This window comes from Achromobacter sp. ACRQX, assembly GCF_022346505.1.
Taxonomy (GTDB): domain Bacteria; phylum Pseudomonadota; class Gammaproteobacteria; order Burkholderiales; family Burkholderiaceae_B; genus Achromobacter; species Achromobacter animicus.
In genome coordinates this window covers 71,549-92,809 of sequence record NZ_JAKRML010000014.1, presented here as the reverse complement: position 1 = coordinate 92,809, position 21,261 = coordinate 71,549, and the positions used below count along the sequence as shown (strand labels likewise).

20 protein-coding genes are annotated in these 21,261 nt (G+C 63.6%); 4 read left to right on the top strand and 16 right to left on the bottom strand.

Annotated features, from left to right (window positions below; all coding sequences use genetic code 11):
- Window positions 1-6: 6 nt before the first annotated feature.
- A complete protein-coding gene (locus MHZ91_RS14685) occupies window positions 7-1,923 on the bottom strand; it encodes a PrkA family serine protein kinase (protein ID WP_370633001.1) in 1,917 nt (638 codons plus the stop codon).
- Window positions 1,924-2,666: 743 nt separating this feature from the next.
- Complete coding sequence (gene ribD, locus MHZ91_RS14680) at window positions 2,667-3,782, bottom strand: bifunctional diaminohydroxyphosphoribosylaminopyrimidine deaminase/5-amino-6-(5-phosphoribosylamino)uracil reductase RibD (protein ID WP_370647816.1); 1,116 nt, start codon at window positions 3,780-3,782, stop codon at window positions 2,667-2,669.
- Window positions 3,783-3,995: 213 nt separating this feature from the next.
- On the opposite strand from ribD, the gene MHZ91_RS14675 reads away from it, so the two are divergent.
- Window positions 3,996-4,559: a cysteine hydrolase family protein gene (locus tag MHZ91_RS14675; protein WP_239214288.1), complete on the top strand. Its 564-nt coding sequence runs from the start codon at window positions 3,996-3,998 to the stop codon at window positions 4,557-4,559.
- A 19-nt stretch (window positions 4,560-4,578) separates the two neighbouring features.
- Window positions 4,579-5,571: a GlxA family transcriptional regulator gene (locus MHZ91_RS14670; protein ID WP_239214287.1), complete on the top strand. Its 993-nt coding sequence runs from the start codon at window positions 4,579-4,581 to the stop codon at window positions 5,569-5,571.
- 49 nt (window positions 5,572-5,620) lie between these two features.
- Here MHZ91_RS14670 and nrdR read toward each other — a convergent pair whose 3' ends face one another.
- The 4 genes from nrdR to tyrS all read right to left on the bottom strand — a co-directional run bounded on the left by nrdR (window position 5,621) and on the right by tyrS (window position 9,809).
- Entirely contained in the window at window positions 5,621-6,100 is a 480-nt protein-coding gene (gene nrdR, locus MHZ91_RS14665; protein WP_056327845.1) for a transcriptional regulator NrdR, read from the bottom strand.
- 222 nt (window positions 6,101-6,322) lie between these two features.
- Window positions 6,323-7,573, bottom strand: coding sequence for a serine hydroxymethyltransferase (glyA, locus tag MHZ91_RS14660; protein WP_239214286.1), 1,251 nt, complete (start codon window positions 7,571-7,573; stop codon window positions 6,323-6,325).
- A gap of 281 nt (window positions 7,574-7,854) precedes the next feature.
- Complete coding sequence (locus tag MHZ91_RS14655) at window positions 7,855-8,508, bottom strand: YbhB/YbcL family Raf kinase inhibitor-like protein (protein ID WP_175139112.1); 654 nt, start codon at window positions 8,506-8,508, stop codon at window positions 7,855-7,857.
- Between the two features lie 71 nt (window positions 8,509-8,579).
- The gene (gene tyrS / locus MHZ91_RS14650) at window positions 8,580-9,809 is read right to left on the bottom strand and encodes a tyrosine--tRNA ligase (protein WP_175125464.1); all 1,230 of its coding nucleotides are present in this window, start codon (window positions 9,807-9,809) and stop codon (window positions 8,580-8,582) included.
- A 256-nt stretch (window positions 9,810-10,065) separates the two neighbouring features.
- Here tyrS and MHZ91_RS14645 point away from each other — a divergent pair, with 256 nt between their 5' ends.
- The gene (locus MHZ91_RS14645) at window positions 10,066-11,475 is read left to right on the top strand and encodes a peptidoglycan DD-metalloendopeptidase family protein (RefSeq protein ID WP_175139114.1); all 1,410 of its coding nucleotides are present in this window, start codon (window positions 10,066-10,068) and stop codon (window positions 11,473-11,475) included.
- 87 nt (window positions 11,476-11,562) lie between these two features.
- Window positions 11,563-12,696 carry an anhydro-N-acetylmuramic acid kinase gene (locus MHZ91_RS14640; protein WP_343736954.1) on the top strand — a complete coding sequence of 378 codons (1,134 nt, stop codon included), beginning with the start codon at window positions 11,563-11,565 and terminating at the stop codon, window positions 12,694-12,696.
- A 159-nt stretch (window positions 12,697-12,855) separates the two neighbouring features.
- On the opposite strand, the gene erpA is transcribed toward MHZ91_RS14640, so the two are convergent.
- The 10 genes from erpA to MHZ91_RS14590 form a co-directional block, all read right to left on the bottom strand.
- Complete coding sequence (erpA, locus tag MHZ91_RS14635; protein WP_063951957.1) at window positions 12,856-13,227, bottom strand: iron-sulfur cluster insertion protein ErpA; 372 nt, start codon at window positions 13,225-13,227, stop codon at window positions 12,856-12,858.
- A gap of 86 nt (window positions 13,228-13,313) precedes the next feature.
- On the bottom strand, window positions 13,314-14,063 hold the full coding sequence (locus MHZ91_RS14630; protein ID WP_175139115.1) for a DUF6776 family protein: 750 nt from the start codon (window positions 14,061-14,063) through the stop codon (window positions 13,314-13,316).
- A 42-nt stretch (window positions 14,064-14,105) separates the two neighbouring features.
- Window positions 14,106-15,170 (bottom strand): N-acetyl-gamma-glutamyl-phosphate reductase, encoded by a 1,065-nt coding sequence (gene argC / locus MHZ91_RS14625; RefSeq protein WP_175125472.1) that lies wholly within the window; start codon window positions 15,168-15,170, stop codon window positions 14,106-14,108.
- Between the two features lie 193 nt (window positions 15,171-15,363).
- Window positions 15,364-15,756, bottom strand: coding sequence for a 30S ribosomal protein S9 (gene rpsI, locus MHZ91_RS14620; protein WP_008163098.1), 393 nt, complete (start codon window positions 15,754-15,756; stop codon window positions 15,364-15,366).
- 9 nt (window positions 15,757-15,765) lie between these two features.
- Window positions 15,766-16,194 (bottom strand): 50S ribosomal protein L13, encoded by a 429-nt coding sequence (gene rplM, locus MHZ91_RS14615; protein WP_008163100.1) that lies wholly within the window; start codon window positions 16,192-16,194, stop codon window positions 15,766-15,768.
- 290 nt (window positions 16,195-16,484) lie between these two features.
- The gene (locus MHZ91_RS14610) at window positions 16,485-17,195 is read right to left on the bottom strand and encodes an ABC transporter ATP-binding protein (RefSeq protein WP_175139116.1); all 711 of its coding nucleotides are present in this window, start codon (window positions 17,193-17,195) and stop codon (window positions 16,485-16,487) included.
- Window positions 17,192-17,980 carry an ABC transporter ATP-binding protein gene (locus MHZ91_RS14605; RefSeq protein ID WP_175139117.1) on the bottom strand — a complete coding sequence of 263 codons (789 nt, stop codon included), beginning with the start codon at window positions 17,978-17,980 and terminating at the stop codon, window positions 17,192-17,194. Before MHZ91_RS14605 ends, MHZ91_RS14610 begins: the two co-directional genes overlap by 4 nt.
- Window positions 17,973-18,848 (bottom strand): branched-chain amino acid ABC transporter permease, encoded by an 876-nt coding sequence (locus tag MHZ91_RS14600; protein WP_175125479.1) that lies wholly within the window; start codon window positions 18,846-18,848, stop codon window positions 17,973-17,975. Before MHZ91_RS14600 ends, MHZ91_RS14605 begins: the two co-directional genes overlap by 8 nt.
- 3 nt (window positions 18,849-18,851) lie before the next feature.
- Complete coding sequence (locus tag MHZ91_RS14595; protein WP_239214285.1) at window positions 18,852-19,733, bottom strand: branched-chain amino acid ABC transporter permease; 882 nt, start codon at window positions 19,731-19,733, stop codon at window positions 18,852-18,854.
- A gap of 168 nt (window positions 19,734-19,901) precedes the next feature.
- On the bottom strand, window positions 19,902-21,056 hold the full coding sequence (locus tag MHZ91_RS14590) for an ABC transporter substrate-binding protein (protein WP_175186498.1): 1,155 nt from the start codon (window positions 21,054-21,056) through the stop codon (window positions 19,902-19,904).
- Between the last annotated feature and the right edge of the window lie 205 nt (window positions 21,057-21,261).

The following is a 21,261-nucleotide window of genomic DNA, read 5'->3' as shown; positions in this document are numbered from 1 at the left end:
CCTCGCTCAGGAAGACTTCCTCACACGGAGATACCACTCGCACAGCAGCCTGACCTGCTTTTCCGTGTAGCCCTTCTCCACCATCCGGTCGACGAAGCTCTGGTGTTTCGTCTTGTCCTCGGCCGAGGCCTTGGCGTTGAACGAAATCACCGGCAGCAGGTCTTCCGTGTTCGAGAACATCTTCTTCTCGATCACTTCGCGCAGCTTTTCATAGCTGGTCCAGTTCGGATTGCGGCCGCTGTTGTTGGCGCGCGCCCGCAGCACGAAGTTCACGATCTCGTTACGGAAGTCCTTGGGATTGGCAATGCCTGCGGGCTTCTCGATCTTTTCCAGTTCATCGTTCAGCGCGCTGCGGTCGAAGCTTTCGCCGGTTTCAGGATCGCGGAACTCCTCGTCCTGGATCCAGCAGTCGGCAAACGTGACGTAGCGGTCGAAGATGTTCTGGCCGTATTCGGAGTAGGACTCCAGGTAAGCGGTCTGAATCTCCTTGCCGATGAACTCCGCGTAACGCGGCGCCAGGAAGCCCTTGATGAATTCCAGATAGCGCCGGCGGATTTCGTCGGGATAGTCTTCGCGGCCGATGCGCTGCTCCAGCACGTACATCAGGTGCACCGGATTGGCGGCCACTTCGGTCTGGTCGTAGTTGAAGACGCTGGAAAGGATCTTGTACGCGAAACGCGTGGAGACGCCGGTCATGCCTTCATCCGTGCCCGCGTAGTCCTTGTATTCCTGCAGCGCCTTGGCTTTGGGATCGACGTCCTTCAGGCTTTCGCCGTCGTAGACCCGCAGCTTGGAATAGATGCTGGAATTCTCGGGTTCCTTCAAGCGTGTCAGCACCGAGAACTGCGCCATCATGTCCAGCGTACCGGGCGCGCACGGCGCTTCGGACAGCGAGCTGTGATGCAGCAGTTTTTCGTAGATGCGGACCTCTTCGGACACCTGCAAGCAGTAAGGCACCTTGACGATATAGATACGGTCAAGGAACGCCTCGTTGTGCTTGTTGTTGCGGAAGGTCTGCCATTCCGATTCGTTCGAGTGGGCCAGGATCGTGCCGTTGAACGGGATGGCCGAGAAGCCTTCCGTGCCCTTGAAGTTACCTTCCTGGGTAGCCGTCAACAGCGGATGCAGCATCTTGATCGGGGCCTTGAACATTTCCACGAACTCGAGCAGACCCTGGTTCGCCAGGCACAAGCCACCGGAATAGCTGTACGCGTCCGGGTCGTCCTGCGAATGGCGGTCGAGCTTGCGGATATCAACCTTGCCCACCAGCGACGAAATGTCCTGGTTGTTTTCGTCGCCCGGTTCGGTCTTGGCGATGGCGATCTGCCGCAACACCGACGGATTCAAACGCACCACACGGAACTTCGAGATGTCGCCGTCGAACTCCTTCAGGCGCTTGACTGCCCACGGCGACATGATGCCGGTCAGGTAGCGCTTGGGGATGCCGTATTCCTTTTCGAGCGTGTCGCCGAATCGCTCCGGATGGAACAGCCCGAGCGGCGATTCGTTCACCGGCGATCCCTTCAACGCGTAGATGGGAAAACTTTCCATCAGCGCCTTGAGCCGTTCCGCGATGGACGACTTGCCGCCGCCCACCGGCCCCAGCAGATAGAGGATTTGCTTACGCTCTTCCAGTCCCTGCGCGGCGTGTTTGAAGAACGCGACGATCTGTCCGATCACGTCCTCCATGCCGTAGAACTCCTGGAACGCGGGATAGCGCCGGATGGTCCGGTTGGAAAACAAACGGGAAAGACGTGGGTCGTTGCGCGTATCCACGATTTCAGGTTCACCGATCGCGGCAAGCATGCGCTCAGCGGGGCTGGCGTAGGCCATGGGATCGCGCTTGGCGAGGCTCAGATACTCCTCGAGCGAGAGCTCTGATTCCTGCTCTCTTGCATACTGCGACTTGAAGCCTTCGACGATGTTTTGCACGGAAACCTCCTACATACAACACGCGAAAAATTCAATACGTCCCTACATGCCCATTGTGCATCAGCGCCTGCGAATTACTAAACAACTTCGCTGTTGGCGTTTTCGGCAAGTTGTTATGTTGCTTTCGCCACACATCAACCATAAGCACGATCGGACCCTTTGTGTTTAGGCTGCACCCCTTTCGCACTAGTTCCGTCAGGGATTGCAACTAACGTGAGCAAGTTAACTCGTCGTCTCGAGCATAGACCCGCATATAGCGTGCCTGACGCAACCGCACATGAAATGGTCGGCAACGAAACGACGGAATGAGCGATATCCGATGGATTCTTGTTGGCCCGGGATAAACCCGGAGCGTTCGCCATGCGATCGCAGCGAACGGGCTGAACGGCGCTGGGCGACTTCGTTCAGTGGCGTGCCGGTCGGTGTTGAACTGCGCCGATTCGCGGCACGGGAATCCGTGGTGACGAGGGCGCGAAGCGGCTGTGCGGGTGGTCCGTGAGCGCGTAGCGCCAAGTCATGCTGCTTATGCTAAGCCCGTGACTCTTTTGTGGCAATTCATTTTGCGCGAATAATTGCTCGTGTAATCACGCGAAACGCCTTCGTGCGCGGTGTGGTGCGCGCCCACCGCGCATGCCGATCCGCACGCATCGATAGGGTGAATCGTGCAGACGCAAGCTGTGCGCGGCTTTCAAACGATTGGCAGCCGAACGCGCGGAGTGCTAACAGCAAATCCGTTACGACAACGTGGGCAACGCGACGCTTTCCATCAATTGCCGCCACGTGCCTGCCACGCGCGCGCGCACAGACAGATCGGCGCCAACGCGCGCGATATCGGTAAATTCGTAGCGCCGCGCGGCGTCCAGGTGTTCGAGCATCGGCAAGCGCACCATGCCCGCCGCGTCGCCCAGCAGCACCGGCGCCAGATACAACAACAGTTCGTCGACGCAGCCGGCCGACACCAGCGCACCGCTCAGGCCCGCGCCTGCCTCGACGTGAACCTCGTTGAACTGTTGCTCTGCCATCCAGCGCATCATGGCAGGCAGATCGACGCGGCCAGGTTCCGTGCCCGGCAAGCACACTACGCGCGCATTCTTGTCCGCCAGGCGCGCTGCCTTCGCGGCATCTTCGCGCGCGGTGAACACGATGACCTCTGCGCCATCGAACAGCCGCGCGGTCTCCGGGATCTGGAATTGGCCGTCCACGACGGCCTTGCGCGGCTGGCGCGGCGTATCGACGTCGCGCACGTTCAGCTGCGGATCGTCCTTGAGCACGGTGCCCATGCCGGTCAGCACGACGCAGCTGCGCGCCCGCCAGCGGTGTCCGTCGGCCCGCGCTTCCGGTCCGGTGATCCATTGCGACATGCCGTTATGGAGCGCACTGCGGCCGTCCAGCGACGCCGCCATCTTCATCCACACCCACGGCAGGCCGCGGCTCATACGCGAAATGAAGCCGGCGTTCACCGCCAGCGCTTCTTCGCGGCAGACGCCGGTCGTCACCGCGATGCCCGCTTCGCGCAGCCGCGCCAGCCCCTGCCCGTTGACGAGCGGATTCGGATCACCCATGGCGACCACCACGCGCGCCGGCCGCGCCGCCAGCACCGCATCGACGCATGGCGGCGTGCGGCCGAAGTGGCTGCACGGTTCCAGCGTGACATACAGCGTGGAACCGGCGACCGTCTCGCCACGCGCTTGCGCATCGCGCAGCCCGCAGATTTCCGCGTGCGGGCCGCCCGGCGGCTGCGTCGCGCCTTCGCCCAGCACGCGGCCGTCACGCACGATCACGCAGCCGACCCGAGGGTTGGGCGCGGTGGTGAACATGACGGTGTGCGCCAGCGCCAGGGCGCGTCGCATCCAGAAGAGATCGTCAGAGTCGCGGGTAATGTCCATGCCGAGGATTGTATGTCCGCCGCGCACGAATCTGCCGCGCGGTCCGGGCGCTTTCCGGCTGCCACCCCGCCATGTCCGTTTTGGGCCGCCGGCCGTCTTGGAACGCGCTCGCGGATCCGGCCAATCGGGAGTAAAAATGGCGTCACCCCCACGAATCCATGGCCAGGAGGCCCGGAAATGAAACAGGCACTTATCGTCATCGACGTCCAGGAATCCTTTCGCCAACGTCCGTTTTGGGACGAATCGGAGTATCCGGCGTTCATTTCGCAGATCCAGCCGCTGATCGACGCCGCCGCCGCGAAGGACATGCCGGTCCTGCAGGTATTCCACACCAGCCCCGCCGACGACCCCGCCAATCCGTTTTCGCTCGCCTCCGGCCACGTCAGGACGCTCAAGGAGTTGCGAATTTCTCCCACGGCGGTGTTTCACAAGACAGCGCATTCGTCGCTGTACGCCAAGGACGAGCATGGCGCCTCGCTGCACGATTGGCTGGTCAAACACGGCGTCGAAGGCATCATCGTGGCCGGCATCCGCACGGAACAGTGCTGCGAAACGACGTCGCGCCATGCCAGCGACGCCGGCTTCAAGGTGGTGTTTCCCACCGATGCCACGCTGACCTTTGCCATGCAAAGCCCGTCCGGCAGGAACTACACGCCGGCCGAGATCCGCGACCGGACCGAGCTGGTCCTGCAGGGCCGCTTTGCCCGCATCGTGCGCGCGGCCGACGCGCTGGCCGCGTAGCGTCCGGCGGGAGGCGCAGATGATCCCGGTGTATTTCGTGGTGCCGCGGGGCATCGTCCTGCTGGACCTCGCGGGTCCGGCGGAAGCCTTCCGCGTGGCCAACAAGCTGTGTCCGGGCACGTTCACGCAGCATTTCTGCGGCCCTTCCCGCGACGTCGAAAGCGGCATTCCGGGCCTGCATTTGGCGCACGTGCAACCGCTGCCGGCGGCCGTGCCCCGCAATGCGCTGGTCATCATCTCGGGCGTGGTGGGCAAACACACGCGCCTGGAAGACGACGATGCGCGCGCCATCGTCGACTGGCTGGCGGTTCGCCACCCGGCCGACGGCTTCACGTTGATGACGGTCTGCGCGGGCGCGCTGTTCGCGGCCGCGGCCGGCCTGACGCGGCAGCGCGAGTGCACCACGCATCACACCTGTCTGGAACAGCTTGCCGCGTTGGATCCCACTGCCCGCGTGCTGGATAACCGCATCTTCGTCGAGGACGGGAATCTGGTCAGCAGCGCGGGCATCACGGCCGGGATCGATCTGGCATTGCACATGGTGTCGCGCCATTGCGGCCCGCGCGCGGCCAGCGAGGCGGCGCGCGACATGGTCGTCTACCAGCGCCGGGCGGGCTCGGATTCCGCGTTGTCGCCCTGGCTGGACCATCGCAGCCATATGCACCCGGGCGTGCACCGGGTCCAGGATGCCGTCATCCGCGATCCGGCTGCGCCCTGGTCGGCCCAGTCGCTGGCGGATCAGGCGCACACCAGCGCCCGCCATCTGACGCGCCTCTTTCGTGAACACGCCGGCTGCACGCCGATGGACTACCTGTATCAGATCCGCGTGGCGCTGGCGCGCGACCTGTTGCGCGACACCCGGCTGGATCTGGAACGCGTGGCGGAAAAGTCCGGATTCGGGTCGGCGCAACACATGCGCCGGGTATGGCGCAAGTTTCAGCCCCTGACGCCAAGCCTGATGCGGGGGGAGTTCACGCCTGGAGATGGCCCGCGCGGGACGCCAATGCAATGAACGGCGCCCCAGGCGCCGTTCATGATCGGTCAGGGCGCGCCGTGTGGCGCTAGTCCTTGCGCAGCTTGCCGGGCAGCAGCGGCCCCTGCATCTCGCGGATCGCCTCGACGAACTCGCCGATGTCCTCGAAGCTCTTGTAGACCGAGGCAAAGCGCACGTAGGCCACCTTGTCGAGCTTGCGCAGTTCGTTCATGACCAGTTCGCCGATGTGTTCGGACGGCACTTCGCGCTGGCCGCTGGCCAGCAGTTGTTCCTCGATGCGCGCGACGGCCGCATCCACGTCCTCCGTGCTGACGGGGCGCTTGCGCAGGGCCAGGCTCAGGCTGGCGCGCAGCTTGACCGGATCGTATTCGCTGCGGCTGCCATTGCGCTTGACGATCGAAGGCATGGCGAGCTCCACCCGTTCATAGGTGGTGAACCGCTTGTCACAGGACAGGCAACGGCGGCGACGGCGAATGGCGTCGCCCTCTTCGGAGACCCGGCTGTCGACGACCTGCGTTTCGGCATTGCCGCAAAATGGACACCGCATGTGTGATCCCTAAAGGCGCTGAAGGCAAAAATTGAGCATATTGTAACGACGGCATGATGCAAAGCGGCATTAGGGACGAATCCGACGCCGCCGCGACATCGGCGCATCGTGCGGCAGATGCCAACGCCTGCCCGCCATAAAGATCAAGGGACGGCACCTTGCGGCGCCGTCCCTTGGTATGACTCTGCCCGGAAGCGGCCAGGCCGCGTCCGGGGCACCTGCTTACTTCTTGCCGTAGACCGGCAGACGCGAGGTCAGTTCATTGACCTTGGCGCGCACGGCGGCGATGTTCGCTTCGTCGCGCGGGTTGTCCAGCACGTCGGCGATCAGGTTGGCGGTCAGCTCGGCGTCGGCTTCGGTGAAACCGCGGGTGGTCATGGCCGGCGTGCCCAGGCGGATGCCGCTGGTCACGAAGGGCTTTTCCGGGTCGTTCGGGATGGCGTTCTTGTTGACCGTGATGTGGGCCTGGCCCAGCACCGCTTCGGCTTCCTTGCCCGTGATGCCCTTGGAACGCAGGTCCACCAGCATGACGTGGCTTTCGGTACGGCCCGAGACAATGCGCAGGCCACGCTTGACCAGCGTGTCGGCCAGCACCTTGGCGTTCTTGACCACTTGCTGCGCGTAGTCCTTGAACGAGGGTTCCAGCGCTTCCTTGAAGGCCACGGCCTTGCCGGCGATGACGTGCATCAGCGGACCGCCCTGGATGCCGGGGAAGATTGCCGAGTTGATGATCTTCTCGTGCTCGGCCTTCATCATGATGACGCCGCCGCGCGGGCCGCGCAGCGACTTGTGCGTGGTCGAGGTGACGAAGTCCGCGTGCGGGACCGGGTTGGGGTAGGCGCCGCCGGCGACCAGACCTGCGTAGTGGGCGATGTCGACCATGAACAGCGCGCCGTTTTCACGGGCGATGCGGGCCATGCGTTCGAAGTCGATATGCAGGGCGTAGGCCGAAGCGCCCGCCACGATCAGCTTGGGCTTGTGTTCCTTGGCCAGCTGCTCGACCTGGTCGTAGTTCAGGACTTCGTTTTCGTCCAGGCCGTACGAGATGAAGTTGTACAGCTTGCCCGACGCGTTGACCGACGCGCCGTGCGTCAGGTGACCGCCTTCGGCCAGGCTCATGCCCAGCACGGTGTCGCCCGGCTTGAGCACGGCCATGTACACGCCCTGGTTCGCCTGCGAGCCGGAGTTGGGCTGCACGTTGGCGGCCTCGGCGCCGAAGATCTGCTTCAGGCGGTCGATAGCCAGTTGCTCGACCACGTCCACGTATTCGCAACCACCGTAGTAGCGCTTGCCCGGGTAGCCTTCGGCGTACTTGTTCGTGAGCTGCGTGCCTTGCGCTTCCATGACGGCCGGGCTGGCGTAGTTCTCCGAAGCGATCAGCTCGATGTGCTGCTCTTGGCGCTGATCTTCCTTCTGGATGGCGGCCCAAACGTCCGGGTCAGCCTTGGACAAGGTGAGGTTGCGGTCAAACATGACGGGGGTTTCCTGAGGCGGTAAAAGGAAAAAACGAGAGAGAAGAAAACGGCGTCGGGCGGGTAAACCCGCAGAATGCTGAGTAGTTTACCCCGTCATGCGGGATCATTTGCGCTCAAAACGGCCTGAACCGGCCCAATTTCCGGCGGACGGGCGCGAAAACCACGGCATCGCCGCGGGCCGGGAAACGGCTCTCATGACGACTTGAGAAAGATTCATGCAAAGGGCGCGGGCAATAAAAAGGGCCGCGCTTGGCGGCCCTGCGTACATGGCGGTGTCGATCAGGCCGACGTGGCCCCGATTTGCTTGGGCGCCAGCGCCGGATTGAGCGTATAGGTGCCGGTCAGCGACGCTTGCGCGAGCACATGCTTCTGAATGGCCCGCAGCGCGTCTTCGCCGGTGAAAGAGCCCTGCAGGTTCAGGCTGGGCACGTCCAGGGCGTACAGCGTAAAGATGTAGCGATGGACCAGGGCATCGTTCCAGGGCGGGCACGGACCGTCGTAGCCGAAGTACTCGCCGCTCATGTCGTGGTCATTGGCGAACCACGACGAATAGGAATTGATGCCTTGGCGCGCGTCCATGGGGGCCAACGGGCCGCCCTTGCCGCGCGGCGTGATGCCGTTGGAAAACGCGCCTTCGTCGATCTCGCGCAGGTCGGCCGGCAGATCGACCAGCACCCAATGGAAGAAATCCACGCGGGCGAGGTCGGCAGGCACTTCGCGGCCTTCCTGGTTGACGTCGTCAGGACGCGAGGGCACATCGGGATCGTGGCAGATCAGTGCAAACGACTGCGTGCCCGCGGGGACGTCGTCCCAGGAGAATTGCGGGTTGCAGTTGTCTGCCAGCGCGACGTGCGATTGCGCATCGATCTTGCCGAAAGCATAGCGTTCGGGAATCGACTCGTGATCGGAAAAAGACAAACTCGAAAGTTCCATGTCGTGCTCCTTTAAATGCCGCAAAGGCGCCAGGCGTTTGTATGTACCCTGAGCGTATCAAAACTTCGCATTTACGGGTTCAAGTTAACACGCGCAAACTTGCGCTTGCCCACCTGAACGACGTAAGTCCCGGCCGGCAATTGCAACGATTTGTCTTCCACGCGATCGCCGTTGACGCGCACGCCGCCTTGCTCGACGTTGCGCTGCGCTTCCGAGCCGGAAGCGACCAGCCCCGCTTCACGCAACAGCTTCAGGATGCCCACCGGCGCGCCGCCGATGTTGACTTCGGGCATGTCGTCAGGAATGGCGCCGTCGCGGAACCGTGCCTCAAACGAGGCCAGCGCGTCGTCCGCCGCCTTGGCGGAATGGAACCGCGCGATGATTTCCTGGGCCAGCATGACCTTGGCGTCGCGCGGATTGCGGCCGCCGTCGATCTCCTGCTTGAGCGACGCGATGTCCTCAAGCGAGCGGAAGGACAGCAGCTCGAAGTATCGCCACATCAGCGTGTCGGAAATCGACATGAGCTTGCCGAACATGGAATCGGGCGACTCCGAAATGCCGATGTAGTTACCCTTGGACTTGGACATCTTCTCTACGCCGTCCGTCCCGACCAGGAGCGGCATCGTCAGGATGCACTGCGGCTCCTGTCCATATTCCTTTTGCAGCTCGCGTCCCACCAGCAGGTTGAACTTCTGATCGGTGCCCCCCAGCTCCAGATCTGACTTCAGCGCGACCGAGTCGTAACCCTGCATCAGCGGATACAGGAATTCATGCACCGAGATGGGGATGCCGCCCTTGAAGCGCTTGGTGAAGTCTTCGCGCTCCATCATGCGGGCGACCGTATAGCGCGATGCCAGCTGGATCATGCCGCGCGCGCCCAGGGGATCGCACCATTCGGAGTTGTAGCGGATCTCGGTGCGGGCCGGATCCAGCACCAGGCTGGCCTGGGCGTAATAGGTCTTGGCGTTGGCCTCGATCTGCTCGCGCGTCAGCGGCGGGCGCGTGCTGTTGCGGCCGCTGGGGTCGCCGATGGTCGAGGTGAAATCGCCGATCAGGAAGATGACGTTGTGCCCCAGGTCCTGCAACTGGCGCATCTTGTTCAGCACCACCGTATGACCCAGGTGAATGTCCGGCGCGGTCGGATCCAGGCCGAGCTTGATGCGCAGCGGCACGCCGGTGGCGCGGCTCTTGGCCAGCTTGCGGGCGAATTCGGACTCGACCAGCAGTTCATCGCAGCCGCGCTTGGCTATACGCAGATCCGCTTCGACTTCGGGGGTGATGGGGGCTTCGGTGGGTGACATGACAGGGGGCCCAAGGCGGCTTCAGCCGACAAAAAGGTGTAAAAAGTGACGAAAACTATCGTAAATTCTAGCCGAATCGGCTAGGATACCGGCCTAATCATACGCAACTGCCATATGTACGCAGGTGCGTTCGCTCTACCATCCCTTGTTCACAGATGCGCCCCCGCGCCAGCCCTTGCCCCGGAAACGTGGCGCGCGAGGGCCGTTCGTGTACCGCACCCTGCGAGTTCAAGCCACCTGAGAGGGTATTTTCACGATGACTCGTGGCCTCCACGAACTGGCGAGTGGCCTCAAGCGCAAAGTCGCTGCCGTATTTGCGCCCGTTGAGCCCAAGCCCCATCGCTCGGGACTTTTCCGCCGCACGCTTCTCGTCACCGCAATTGGTCTGTTCGCAGGCGCCGCCGCTCTCGGCATGGTGCAGCAACCCGACCGCACCGAACTCCCCCCCTCGCGCGTCATCCAGAGCATTCTGCCGCTGACCGCCGAGCAAGTCGAAGTCAGCACCCCCAGCGCCGCCCCCTACATCAGCGAAACCCGGATCCGTCCGGGCGACACGCTGTCGGCAGTGCTGCAGCGCCTGGAACTCGACGCGCCCAACCTGCAATCGTTCCTGACGCACGACGCCAGCGCCCGCAGCATCTACAAGCTGTATCCCGGCCGCTCGGTGCAGGCCGCCACGGACGAACAGGGCAATCTGGTCTGGCTGCGCTACATCCACACTCCCGGCAATGAAACCGACGGCCAGGTCGTGACGCGCATGCTGCACGTCGCCCCGTCCGGCGACAGCTACAAGGCCGAGGAAGTCACCGAAAGCACCGAACGCCAGACCCGCGTCGCCGTCGGCACCATCAAGTCCTCGCTCTTCGGCGCCACGGACTCCGCCGGCATCCCGGACTCGGTCACCATGCAAATGGCCGACATCCTCAGCGCCAAGATCGACTTCCTGCGCGACCTGCGCCAAGGCGATCAATTCCGCGTGGTCTACGAAGTGCGTTCGCACGACGGCCGCTACGCTGGCGCCGGCCGCGTGCTGGCCCTGGAATTCATCAATGGCGGCAAGACCTTCAACGCCGTCTGGTTCAGCCCCGACGAAAAGTCCGGCTCCTATTACGACTTCGACGGCACCAGCCTGCGCGGCGCATTCCTGCGCACCGCCCTGAAGTTCAGCCGCATCAGCTCGACGTTCGGCATGCGCATGCATCCCATCCACAAGACCTGGACGGGACACAAGGGCGTCGACTACGCCGCGCCGTCGGGCACGCCGATCCACTCCACCGCGGACGGCACGGTCGAATTCTCGGGCTGGCAGAACGGCTACGGCAACGTGGTCATCGTCAAGCACCACGGCAAGTATTCGACGCTGTACGCGCACCAGAGCCGCATCGCCGAAGGCGTCACCAAGGGCTCCAAGGTCTCGCAAGGCCAACTGCTGGGCTATGTCGGTTCCACCGGCTGGGCCACCGGCCCCCACCTGCACTACGAATTCCGCGTCGACAACCAGCCCATCGACCCGCTGTCGGTGGACCTGCCCGTGGCGCGCGCCCTTGAACCCGCGGAAGTCCGCGCGTTCAACCAGGCGGTCGGACCCTACAAGCAGCAGATCCAGTTGCTGACGCAATTCCAGCAGACGCTGCCTGACGCGCTGACCAACGTGGCCAGCCGCTAAGGCAGGTCCGCACTAAACAGGCCCGCGCGCAGCGGGTGCGGCGGCGGGGCGGCAAGCCCCAGCCGCCTTTTTTATTTGGAGGCGCCCGTGAATGCCACCCTGCCCCTGCAGCAAGACCGTCGCCCGCTCTACATCGGCCTGATGTCGGGCACCAGCGTCGATGGCGTCGACGGCGTGCTGGCCCGCCTCGAAGACGGACAACCGCCGCAGGTGCTGGCCAATGCCAGCCTGCCCATGCCGGAGAATCTGCGCCGGGAGTTGCTGGCACTGAACGTTTCGGGAGGCGACGAGCTTGCCCGCGCCGCGCTCGCGGCCAATGCACTGGCGCGCGTGTATGCCCAGGCCGTGGCAAAGCTGCTTGCGGATGCCGGCGTGGCCGCAGCCGACGTCAGCGCCATTGGGGCACACGGCCAGACCGTGCGGCACCGACCTGACCTGGGCTACACGCTGCAGCTCAACGCGCCTGCCCTGCTGGCGGAACAGACCGGCATTTCGGTGATCGCCGACTTCCGTACGCGCGACGTCGCCGCAGGCGGCCAGGGCGCGCCGCTGGTGCCCCCGTTTCACGCCGCCATCTTCGGCGCCAGCCACGGCCGCGCCGTGCTGAACCTGGGCGGCATTGCCAATGTGACACTGCTTGAGCCGGGGCAGCCAGCGCGCGGCTTTGACACCGGTCCAGCCAACGTGTTGCTGGACGGCTGGTGCCAGCGCCATCTGGGCCGACCTTACGACGCCGGCGGCCGCTGGGCCGCGACGGGACAGGTGCTGGCGCCCTTGCTCGAACAACTGATCGGCAGCGAGCCGTGGTTCGGTTTGCCGCCCCCCAAATCCACGGGCCGCGACCTATTCAACATGCAGTGGCTGGACACCCGACTGGCGGAGTTCGACGGTGCCGCGCCCGCCCCTCAAGATGTGCAGGCGACGCTGCAGCGGCTGACCGCCAGGACGGTCGCCGACGCGATCGATCGGGCCGCGGCGGGGACGCAGGAGGTCTTTGTGTGCGGCGGCGGGGCGCACAACGCCGGCCTGATGCAGGAACTGGCGTATTGCCTGCAACGCCCCGTTCGTCCCACCGATGCGCTAGGCGTGCCGGCGCAGCAGGTGGAGGCCTTGGCATTTGCGTGGCTGGCGCATGCGTTCATGATGCGCAAGCCGGCCGGCCTGCCCAGCGTGACCGGCGCACGCGGCCCGAGGATACTTGGAGCGCTGTATCCGGCTTGAGCTCCGCATCAGGCCCAGGCGGCGATCTGGGCTTGGCGCCAGGCCCACCGTAGGGACGCACCGCATCGCGCGCGGAATCCCCGCCGCGCACCAAGCGCCGCCCCAATGCAAAAAGCCCTTCGGAAAACCGAAGGGCTTTTTCCTTTCCTGCCTTGGCGTTTACACCGAGAACGAGGAGCCGCAGCCGCAGGTGGTGCTGGCGTTGGGATTGCGGATGACGAACTGCGCGCCTTCCAAGTCTTCCTTGTAGTCGATCTCGGCGCCGACCAGGTATTGGAAGCTCATGGGGTCGACGAGCAATTGCACGCCGTCCTTGTCCAGCACGGTGTCGTCTTCGTTGACGACTTCGTCAAACGTGAAACCGTACTGGAAGCCGGAACAGCCGCCGCCCTGGACGAATACGCGCAGCTTCAGTTCGGGGTTGCCTTCTTCGGCCAACAGGTCTTTCACTTTGGCGGCAGCCGAGTCGGTGAACACCAGGGGAACAGGCGGGGGGGCCTGAAGGTCGACGGTTTCGGTCACTGCATTCATGGTTCACTCCTGGCCGATTCGGCCATATTTCAGTGAGCGGCGTCGCCGCTCGTATGGTGTCACTATAGCGCAGGGCTTGACCAGACTCAAAGTTCCAGTTTGACACTGCGCGATGCGCGGACGGTTTCACCCTCGAGGACGCTAACGGTCACACTTTCGGGGACAAATCCCTCGGGCACGGCCAGGATGCCCTGGCTGCGCTGGTATTGGTCGAACTGCAGGGCAAGCGAGGCGGCGGCCAGGTTTTCGCCCGTGGCCGTGACGGGACCGGTTTCGGCCTTGACCTGCATGGGCGCGAGGTCGACGGTGACGGTTTCGCCCTTGAGCACGCCTGTGGCCTGAAAGCGCAGGGCGCCCGCGAACGGCGTGCCGCCATTGCGGCCACTGCGCATCAGCAGCACCTTGTAGCGCAGACCGCCACCTTCGCGGTCGATCTGCACGCCCCGGATGTCCACAGACCCTTCAGGACCGGGCGGCAGCAGTTGCTCATAGAACGCGAGCTGGTCGCGTACGCGACCGACTTCGGCTTGCGCGGCGTGGAGCTGGGTTTCGAGTTCCTGGCGCGCAGATCGTTCGATGACCAGTTCGCCGTCGGCGGTATCGAGTTGGCCGCGGATGTAGCGCAGCTGCGTGGCCTGCTGGCGCATGGCCTCGTCCTGGGCTTCGGCCTGCTGGACGCTGATGACCACGGCGTCCTGCGGACGGTAGAGGTGCCGCGCGTGAAAGAACCCGGCGGCGCCACCCGCAAGCACGCCCAGCAGCAGCATCGCGCAGAGACGCACGATGGCGCCATAACGGGCGCGAGGCGGGGAACTGACTGACGGATCTGCAGGCATAAAGAGCAATATTGGCGGCCCGCCGAGCGGGCCGCCCTGGCCTTACGGCAGGATGGCGACCTGGTCGAGGCCGACCGTTTCGGGGATGCCGAACATGAGGTTCATGTTCTGCACCGCCTGGCCGGCGGCGCCCTTGACCAGATTGTCCTGCACCACCATGACGATCAGCAGGTCGCCGTTGTCCGGGCGGCTGAGCGCGATGCGCAGGTTGTTGGAACCGCGCACCGAACGCGTTTCGGGATGGCTGCCGGCAGGCATGACGTCCACGAAGGGCTCGTCGGCATAGCGCTGCTCGAACAGCGCCTGGAAATCGGTGTCGCGCGCTTCGGGCTTGATGCGGGCATAGATGGTGGAGAACATGCCGCGGATCATCGGCACCAGATGCGGCACGAACGTCAGGCCCACCTTGCCGCCGGCCAGCTTTTCGAGCTGGGCGGAGATCTCGGGGTGATGACGATGACCGGCCACGCCGTAGGCCTTGAAGTTGTCGGAGGCTTCGGAGAACAGCGAGCCCACTTCTGCCTTGCGGCCCGCGCCGGACACGCCCGACTTGCAGTCGGCGATCAGGGTTTGCGTATCGACCAGCGCCTTGCCGCCTTCAAGCAGCGGCGCCAGGCCCAGCAGCACCGTGGTCGGGTAGCAGCCGGGGTTGCCGATGACGCGCGCCTTGGAGATGGCTTCGCGGTTCAGTTCGACCAGACCGTATTGCGATTCGGCCAGGATGTCCGGGCAGGTATGGGGAATCTTGTACCAGCGTTCGAACGTGGGAATGTCCTGCAGGCGGAAGTCGGCGGCCAGATCGATGACGCGGGTGCCGGCAGCGATGAGCTCTTGCGCCTGCGCCATGGCCACGCCGTGCGGCGTGGCAAAGAAGACGACGTCGCAGTCGGTCAGCGAGGCCTTTTCCGGGGCCGAGAAGGCAAGCTTCACACGGCCGCGCAGGTTGGGATACATGTCGGCGACGGGCAGGCCGTCTTCCTTGCGGGACGTGATGGCAGTCAGTTCCACGTTGGGATGCTGCGACAGCAAGCGCAGCAGTTCGACGCCGGTATATCCGGTGCCGCCGACGATACCAACCTTGATGCGGGTGTTCGATGCTTGGGCCATGATGGATGCTCTTCGGAGAACGAATGACGATTGTATCGCTCGGGAAACGGCGGATTGCACCGGCGTGCCGGATTTGGCACTGCAAACCTTTTTTCCGACCGGGCGGGTGGCGCGGAGTTCCGCGCGGGGCCGGCGATGACGCATTGCCGGCCCAAAAACAAAAAGCCCGCCGAAGCGGGCTTTTTGCAGGGCATTAACGCTTGCTGAACTGCTTGCGACGACGCGCCTTGCGGAAGCCGACCTTCTTACGTTCGACTTCACGGGCATCGCGCGTGACGAAGCCAGCTTGCGACAGCGAGGGCTTCAGCGTGGCGTCGTAATCGATCAGGGCACGCGTGATGCCGTGACGGATTGCGCCGGCTTGGCCGGTTTCGCCGCCGCCGTGCACGTTGACCTTGATGTCAAACGATTCCAGGTGGCCGGTCAGTTCCAGCGGCTGGCGCACGACCATACGGCCGGTTTCACGAGCGAAGAACTCGTCGACGGGCTTGCCGTTGACGACGATCTTGCCAGTGCCCTTCTTGATGAAAACGCGAGCCACCGAAGTTTTGCGACGGCCGGTTCCGTAATTCCAGTTACCGATCATGGCGTTTCCTTAGATATCCAGCGTCTTGGGCTGCTGGGCGGTATGCGGGTGCTCGGCACCGGCATAGACCTTAAGCTTCTTGATCATGGCGTAGCCCAGAGGACCCTTGGGCAGCATGCCCTTGACGGCCTTCTGAATGGCACGGCCGGGAAAACGCTCTTGCATTTTCTCGAAGTTCGTTTCACGGATACCGCCCGGGTACGTCGTGTGGCGGAAGTACTTCTTGTCCTTCGCCTTGGCACCGGTAACAACGATATCGGACGCGTTGATGATGACGATGTAGTCACCGGTATCAACGTGAGGCGTGAATTCAGGTTTGTGCTTGCCACGCAGACGACGTGCGACTTCGCTGGCCACACGACCGAGGACTTTGCCCTTGGCGTCGATCACAAACCAGTCACGTTGGACTTCATGCGGCTTGGCCACAAAGGTCTTCATGATGGTTCCTAAGAATAAAAATTTGCTCTGGCCGGAACATCCCGCCAGTGTTCTTTCCCAAACTAGGCCGCGTATTGCAGCGCTTTGACCACAAACTGCAGCCCTTAATCGCCCCCCGCCTAAGCGTTATGAATCCGCCCGTGCAAAGGTCAAAATGAGGGAAAGCCTGAAATTCTAACACGGTTGCTCAAAAAATGGGCAAGCGGAAAGAATTCGGGTGACTTGCGGCTGGCCGCCACCAGACGGCAGCCGCAATTTGGATAAGGGGACAAATGATGCCCCCTGCCCCGTCAGGCGCCCAGGTAGGCTTCCAGGACGCGGGGATGGCCCAGCAGTTCGCGGCCGGTGCCCTTCAGCGCCAACGCGCCGTTTTCAAGCACGTAGCCGTGTTGCGCGATCTTCAAGGCCTGGCGCACGTTCTGCTCAACGAGGAACAGCGTGAGGCCGTCGGCATTGATGGCGCGCAGCGAACGGAAGATTTCCTGGACCACGATCGGCGCCAGGCCCATCGACGGTTCGTCCAGCAGCAACAGGCGCGGCTTGGCCATCAAGGCGCGGCCGATGGCCAGCATCTGCTGTTCGCCGCCGGACAGGTTGCCGGCCATGCCGTTGATCCGTTCCTTCAGGCGCGGGAACAGGTTGAACACGTATTCCAGGTCGGTGGCGACGTTCTTCAGGCCGCGGCGATAGGCGCCGAGTTCCAGGTTTTCCAGCACCGTCATGGTGGTGAGGATGGCCCGGCCTTCCGGCACCTGCACGATGCCGCGCGCGACCAGCTGGTTCGGCGCGAGGTTGGTGACGTCTTCGCCCTCGAAGAGGATGCGGCCGCGCGCTTTGGGCAGGAGGCCCGACAGCGCCAGCAGCGTGGTCGACTTGCCGGCGCCGTTGGCGCCGACCAGGGCGGTGATTTCGTTGGCGTTCAGGTCCAGATCGATGCCGCGCACGGCTTCGATGTGGCCGTAGTTGACCTCGAGTCCGCGGACTTCCAGCATTGCGCTCATTTGGCGGCCTCCGCTTGTTCGGTGTCTTCGTCGTCTTCGCGACCCAGGTAGGCCTCGATGACCTGCTCGTTGTTGCGGATTTCCTCGGGACCGCCGCAGGCGATGATCTTGCCGAAGTTCAGCACCGCAATGCGTTCGCACAAGCCCATGACGAAGCGCATGTCGTGCTCGATCATGAGGATGGTGTAGCCGCGGTCGCGGATCGCCAGGATCTCGCGCATCAGTTCGGCACGTTCGCCGGTGTTCATCCCGGCGACGGGTTCGTCCAGCAGCAGCAGCTTGGGCTCGGTGGCCAGCGCGCGCGCCAGCTCCAGGCGGCGCTGTTCGCCGTAGGACAGGTTGTCCGCCAGATCGTTGGCCTTGTGATCCAGGCGCATCCACGTCAGCAGTTCATGTGCGCGTTCGCGGGCGCGCTGCTCGTGCTCGCGGTAGCCGGGCAGGCCCAGCAGCAGGCTGGGGAAACCGTAGTTCATGTGGCGGTAGGCGCCCACGACGACGTTCTCCAGCAGCGTCATTTCCTTGAACAGACGGATGTTCTGGAACGTGCGGGCGATGCCCATGCGCGTGATGCTGTGCGGCTTCTTGCGCAGGACGCTTTCGCCCTGGAACGTGATGGTGCCGCCGCTGGGCGGCAAGAGGCCGGTGATCAGGTTGAAGACCGTGGTCTTGCCGGCGCCGTTCGGGCCGATCAGGCCGAAGATGGCGCCTTCGGGCACGGACAGGCTGACGTCATGCAGCACATGCAGGCCGCCAAAGCTCTTGGAGACGGAGGACAGCTCAAGCATGACGCTTCCCTCCCTGGCGGCTTTGACGCATCCAGCGCTTGAAGCGCGCCGGATCCCAGATGCCTTGCGGCAGGAACAACACAATCACCACCAGGATCACTCCATTCGCGATCAGGCGCAGATCCGCAAATCCGCGCAGCAATTCAGGCAGCACCGTAATGATGAAGCTGCCGATCACGGGACCGGCCAGGCCGCCGATGCCGCCCAGGATCGCCATCGTCAGGATTTCGACGCCACGGTCGAAGCCGTATTCGTTGGGACCGATGAAGAACGTCAGGTGCGCGTTCAACGCGCCAGCCAGGCCGGCGATCATGGCGCCGGCAACAAAGGCCAGCATCTTGTTCGAACGCACGTTGATGCCCATCAGGCCCGCCGCCGTCTCGTCGCCACGGATGGCGTCGAAGGAGCGGCCGATCTTGGAAGCACGCACGCGCCACAGCACGAACAGCACGATGATGACGGCCAACAGGACGTGCCACCACTGCGTGAGTTGCGGGATGCCGTTCAGGCCCAGCGCGCCGCCGGTGAGGGACTCGGTGTTCAGGATGGTCACGCGGACCACTTCACCGAAGCCCAGCGTGGCCATCGCCAGGTAGACCCCGGACAGCCGCAACGTCGGCAGGCCAATCAGGGCCGCCACCAGCGCGGGCGCGGCCATGCCGCCAGCCAGCGCCACCGTGAACGGAGCGTCGTAATTCATGGTGAGCAGCGCGGCGGTGTAAGCCCCGATGCCCATGAAGGCGGCGTTGGCCATGGCCAGCATGCCGCAGGCCAGCGTCAGCCAGATGGAGAGGGCCAGGAGTGCATTGGTGCCAAGCGTCAGCACCAGGTTGCCGTAGATGGCCCAGAAATTTTCGAATCCGCTCATACCTTAAGCCTTGCGTTGAACCACTTTGCCGAACAGACCTTGCGGGCGGACCAGCAGGATCAGGAACAGCAGGCCGAAAGCCACCGCGTCGCGCATGGTGGAGCCGATATAAGCCACGGACAGCACCTCGGCGAAGCCCAGGAAGAGACCGCCCAGCATGGCGCCGCGAATGTCTCCCATGCCGCCCAGGATGATGACCGCGATGCCCTTGTGCAGCATCGGCTGGCCCATCAGCGGGAACAGAGCGTTCGAGTACAGGCCGATCAGCACGCCGGCCACGCCGCCCAGGGCGGCCGCGGCGAACGAGGTGGTGATGAACAGCTTTTCGACGTTGATGCCCAGCAGCCACGCGGCCTTGGGCGATTCGGCGATGGCGCGCAGCGCGCGGCCGAACTGCGTGCGGCGCATGACGTACATCAGCACGGCCATCAGCGCGAACGACAGGAAGATGATGCCCAGTTCGATGACGGTCAGGTGCAGGCCGGCGACTTCGATGACTTCCTCGGGCACGGTGCCGTGCGGGAAGCGCAGGTTGCTGGCGCCAAAGATGCTTTGGGCGCCGTTGTTCAGGATGATGCCGACACCGATGGTGGCGATCATGGGAATCAGGTGGGGTGCGTTGCGCTTGCGCAGCGGCTTGAGGACCAGGTAGTCGATGATGACCCCGGTGAAGCCAGCGACGAAGAACGCGACCATCAGCGCCGCCCACAAGGGCAGGCTGAACTGCTCGACCACGACAAGTGCTGCGTAGGCGCCAACCATGAAGACGGCGCCATGCGCCAGGTTGATCACCCCGAGCACGCCGAAGATCAGCGTGAAGCCCAGCGCGAACAGTGCATACACACAGCCCAGCGACAAGGCATTGACGAATTGTTGTTCGAACATGATGGGACTTTCCAGATCTGAGAGGGCCACCTCGCTGTGCCCACAGCGAGGTCTTTTCTGCTTCCGGGGAAGCTTTTTACTTGGGACGGCCCTGCGATAAAAAGCGCCTTGCAGACGGCCGGCAGGCCATCCGCAAGGCGCATCCCCCCGCGCGGGGATGCGTACTGCTTACTTCTCGATGACGTACTTGCCGTCCTTGGTCACGCTGACGATCGGCGCCTGGTCGGCGTCGTAACCGGCCGGCTTGCCGGCGCGGTCGTTGGCCTGGCGGAACTTGAACGGGCCGGTGGCGCCGGTCCAGGTCACGGACGGCAGGGCATCGCGCAGGGCAGCGCGATCCTTGGCCAGTTCGCCGGTGATCTTGGTGTTCTTCAGGGCCTGGGCAACGATGTACATGGCGTCATACGACTGCGCCGCGAACTGGTCGGGGGCATTCGTGAACTTGGCCTTGTAGGCGTCGATGAACTTGACGTTCTCGGGGGCCTTGTTCTCGATCGACCACGGGCTGCCGATCCAGAGATTGTTCGACGCGCCGCCGGGGGCCAGGTCGAAAATCTTGACCGAGTTCATGCCGTTGCCGCCGATGACCGGCACGTTCAGGCCGAGTTGGCGGGCCTGGACCATGATCGGGGCGCCTTCGGCCAGCAGTGCGGACAGCACGATGGCGTCGGGGTTGGTGCCCTTGATCTTGGTGAGCTGGGCCTTGAAGTCCACGTCGCCCTTGGCGAACGTTTCGGTCGTGGTGACCGGGATCTTCTGGTCTTCCAGGGCCTTCTTGAAGTTGTCGTAGCCGCTCTTGGTGAAGACGTCGTCGTTGCCGTAGAGCACCGCCACGTTCTTCAGGCCGGTCTTGGCCTTGACGGTGGAGATGGTGGCGGGCAGCACGTCGGCTTCGGTGACCGAGTTGCGGAACACGTAGTTGCCGATGGAGGTGATGCCGTCAGCGGTGTTGGAGGTGCCGAAAGCGACCGTCTTGGCGGCCTGGGCGACCGGGTCGGCGGCCTGGGCGGAGTTCGACAGGGTGGGACCGAAGACCATCAGGACGTTGTCCTTGAAGATCAGCTTCTTGAAGACGTTGATGGCTTCTTCTTTCTTGCCTTGTTCGTCTTCGATCACCAGGACGATCTTGTTGCCGTTGATGCCGCCTGCGGCATTGATTTCATCGGCAGCGAGCTGGAAACCGTTGCGGATCGACACGCCGTACTGGGCGGCGCCGCCGGACAGGGCTTCAGCCACGCCCAGCTTGATGTCGGCAGCGTTGGCGGCCGGGACGATACCGGCGGCGATCAGCGCGGCCAGCAGCTTTTTGGTCTTGGATTGCATGGTTGTTACCACCTTAAAGTCTGTCTCGGAATATTGGTAATCCGGGCTGATGTAATCCTGCCGGATTGACGTCGATGCCGCCTAAAGGCCGCATGTATGCGCGTCAAGACCCGGGATATTACTCCTTTGTATCAGGCCGAAACTCGAATGCCGTTCAACAAAAGCCTCAAAACCGCCCATTTTTTTGTAAAAAACGTGTGGTTAC

Coding starts and splice junctions, on each gene's coding strand:
- ribD (WP_370647816.1), bottom strand. CDS start 3,782: ATGCGACGCGCCCTGGCGCTGGCGCACACCGTCATGTTCACCACCGCG.
- MHZ91_RS14675 (WP_239214288.1), top strand. CDS start 3,996: ATGAAACAGGCACTTATCGTCATCGACGTCCAGGAATCCTTTCGCCAA.
- MHZ91_RS14670 (WP_239214287.1), top strand. CDS start 4,579: ATGATCCCGGTGTATTTCGTGGTGCCGCGGGGCATCGTCCTGCTGGAC.
- nrdR (WP_056327845.1), bottom strand. CDS start 6,100: ATGCGGTGTCCATTTTGCGGCAATGCCGAAACGCAGGTCGTCGACAGC.
- glyA (WP_239214286.1), bottom strand. CDS start 7,573: ATGTTTGACCGCAACCTCACCTTGTCCAAGGCTGACCCGGACGTTTGG.
- MHZ91_RS14655 (WP_175139112.1), bottom strand. CDS start 8,508: ATGGAACTTTCGAGTTTGTCTTTTTCCGATCACGAGTCGATTCCCGAA.
- tyrS (WP_175125464.1), bottom strand. CDS start 9,809: ATGTCACCCACCGAAGCCCCCATCACCCCCGAAGTCGAAGCGGATCTG.
- MHZ91_RS14645 (WP_175139114.1), top strand. CDS start 10,066: ATGACTCGTGGCCTCCACGAACTGGCGAGTGGCCTCAAGCGCAAAGTC.
- erpA (WP_063951957.1), bottom strand. CDS start 13,227: ATGAATGCAGTGACCGAAACCGTCGACCTTCAGGCCCCCCCGCCTGTT.
- MHZ91_RS14630 (WP_175139115.1), bottom strand. CDS start 14,063: ATGCCTGCAGATCCGTCAGTCAGTTCCCCGCCTCGCGCCCGTTATGGC.
- argC (WP_175125472.1), bottom strand. CDS start 15,170: ATGGCCCAAGCATCGAACACCCGCATCAAGGTTGGTATCGTCGGCGGC.
- rpsI (WP_008163098.1), bottom strand. CDS start 15,756: ATGATCGGTAACTGGAATTACGGAACCGGCCGTCGCAAAACTTCGGTG.
- rplM (WP_008163100.1), bottom strand. CDS start 16,194: ATGAAGACCTTTGTGGCCAAGCCGCATGAAGTCCAACGTGACTGGTTT.
- MHZ91_RS14610 (WP_175139116.1), bottom strand. CDS start 17,195: ATGAGCGCAATGCTGGAAGTCCGCGGACTCGAGGTCAACTACGGCCAC.
- MHZ91_RS14605 (WP_175139117.1), bottom strand. CDS start 17,980: ATGCTTGAGCTGTCCTCCGTCTCCAAGAGCTTTGGCGGCCTGCATGTG.
- MHZ91_RS14600 (WP_175125479.1), bottom strand. CDS start 18,848: ATGAGCGGATTCGAAAATTTCTGGGCCATCTACGGCAACCTGGTGCTG.
- MHZ91_RS14595 (WP_239214285.1), bottom strand. CDS start 19,733: ATGTTCGAACAACAATTCGTCAATGCCTTGTCGCTGGGCTGTGTGTAT.
- MHZ91_RS14590 (WP_175186498.1), bottom strand. CDS start 21,056: ATGCAATCCAAGACCAAAAAGCTGCTGGCCGCGCTGATCGCCGCCGGT.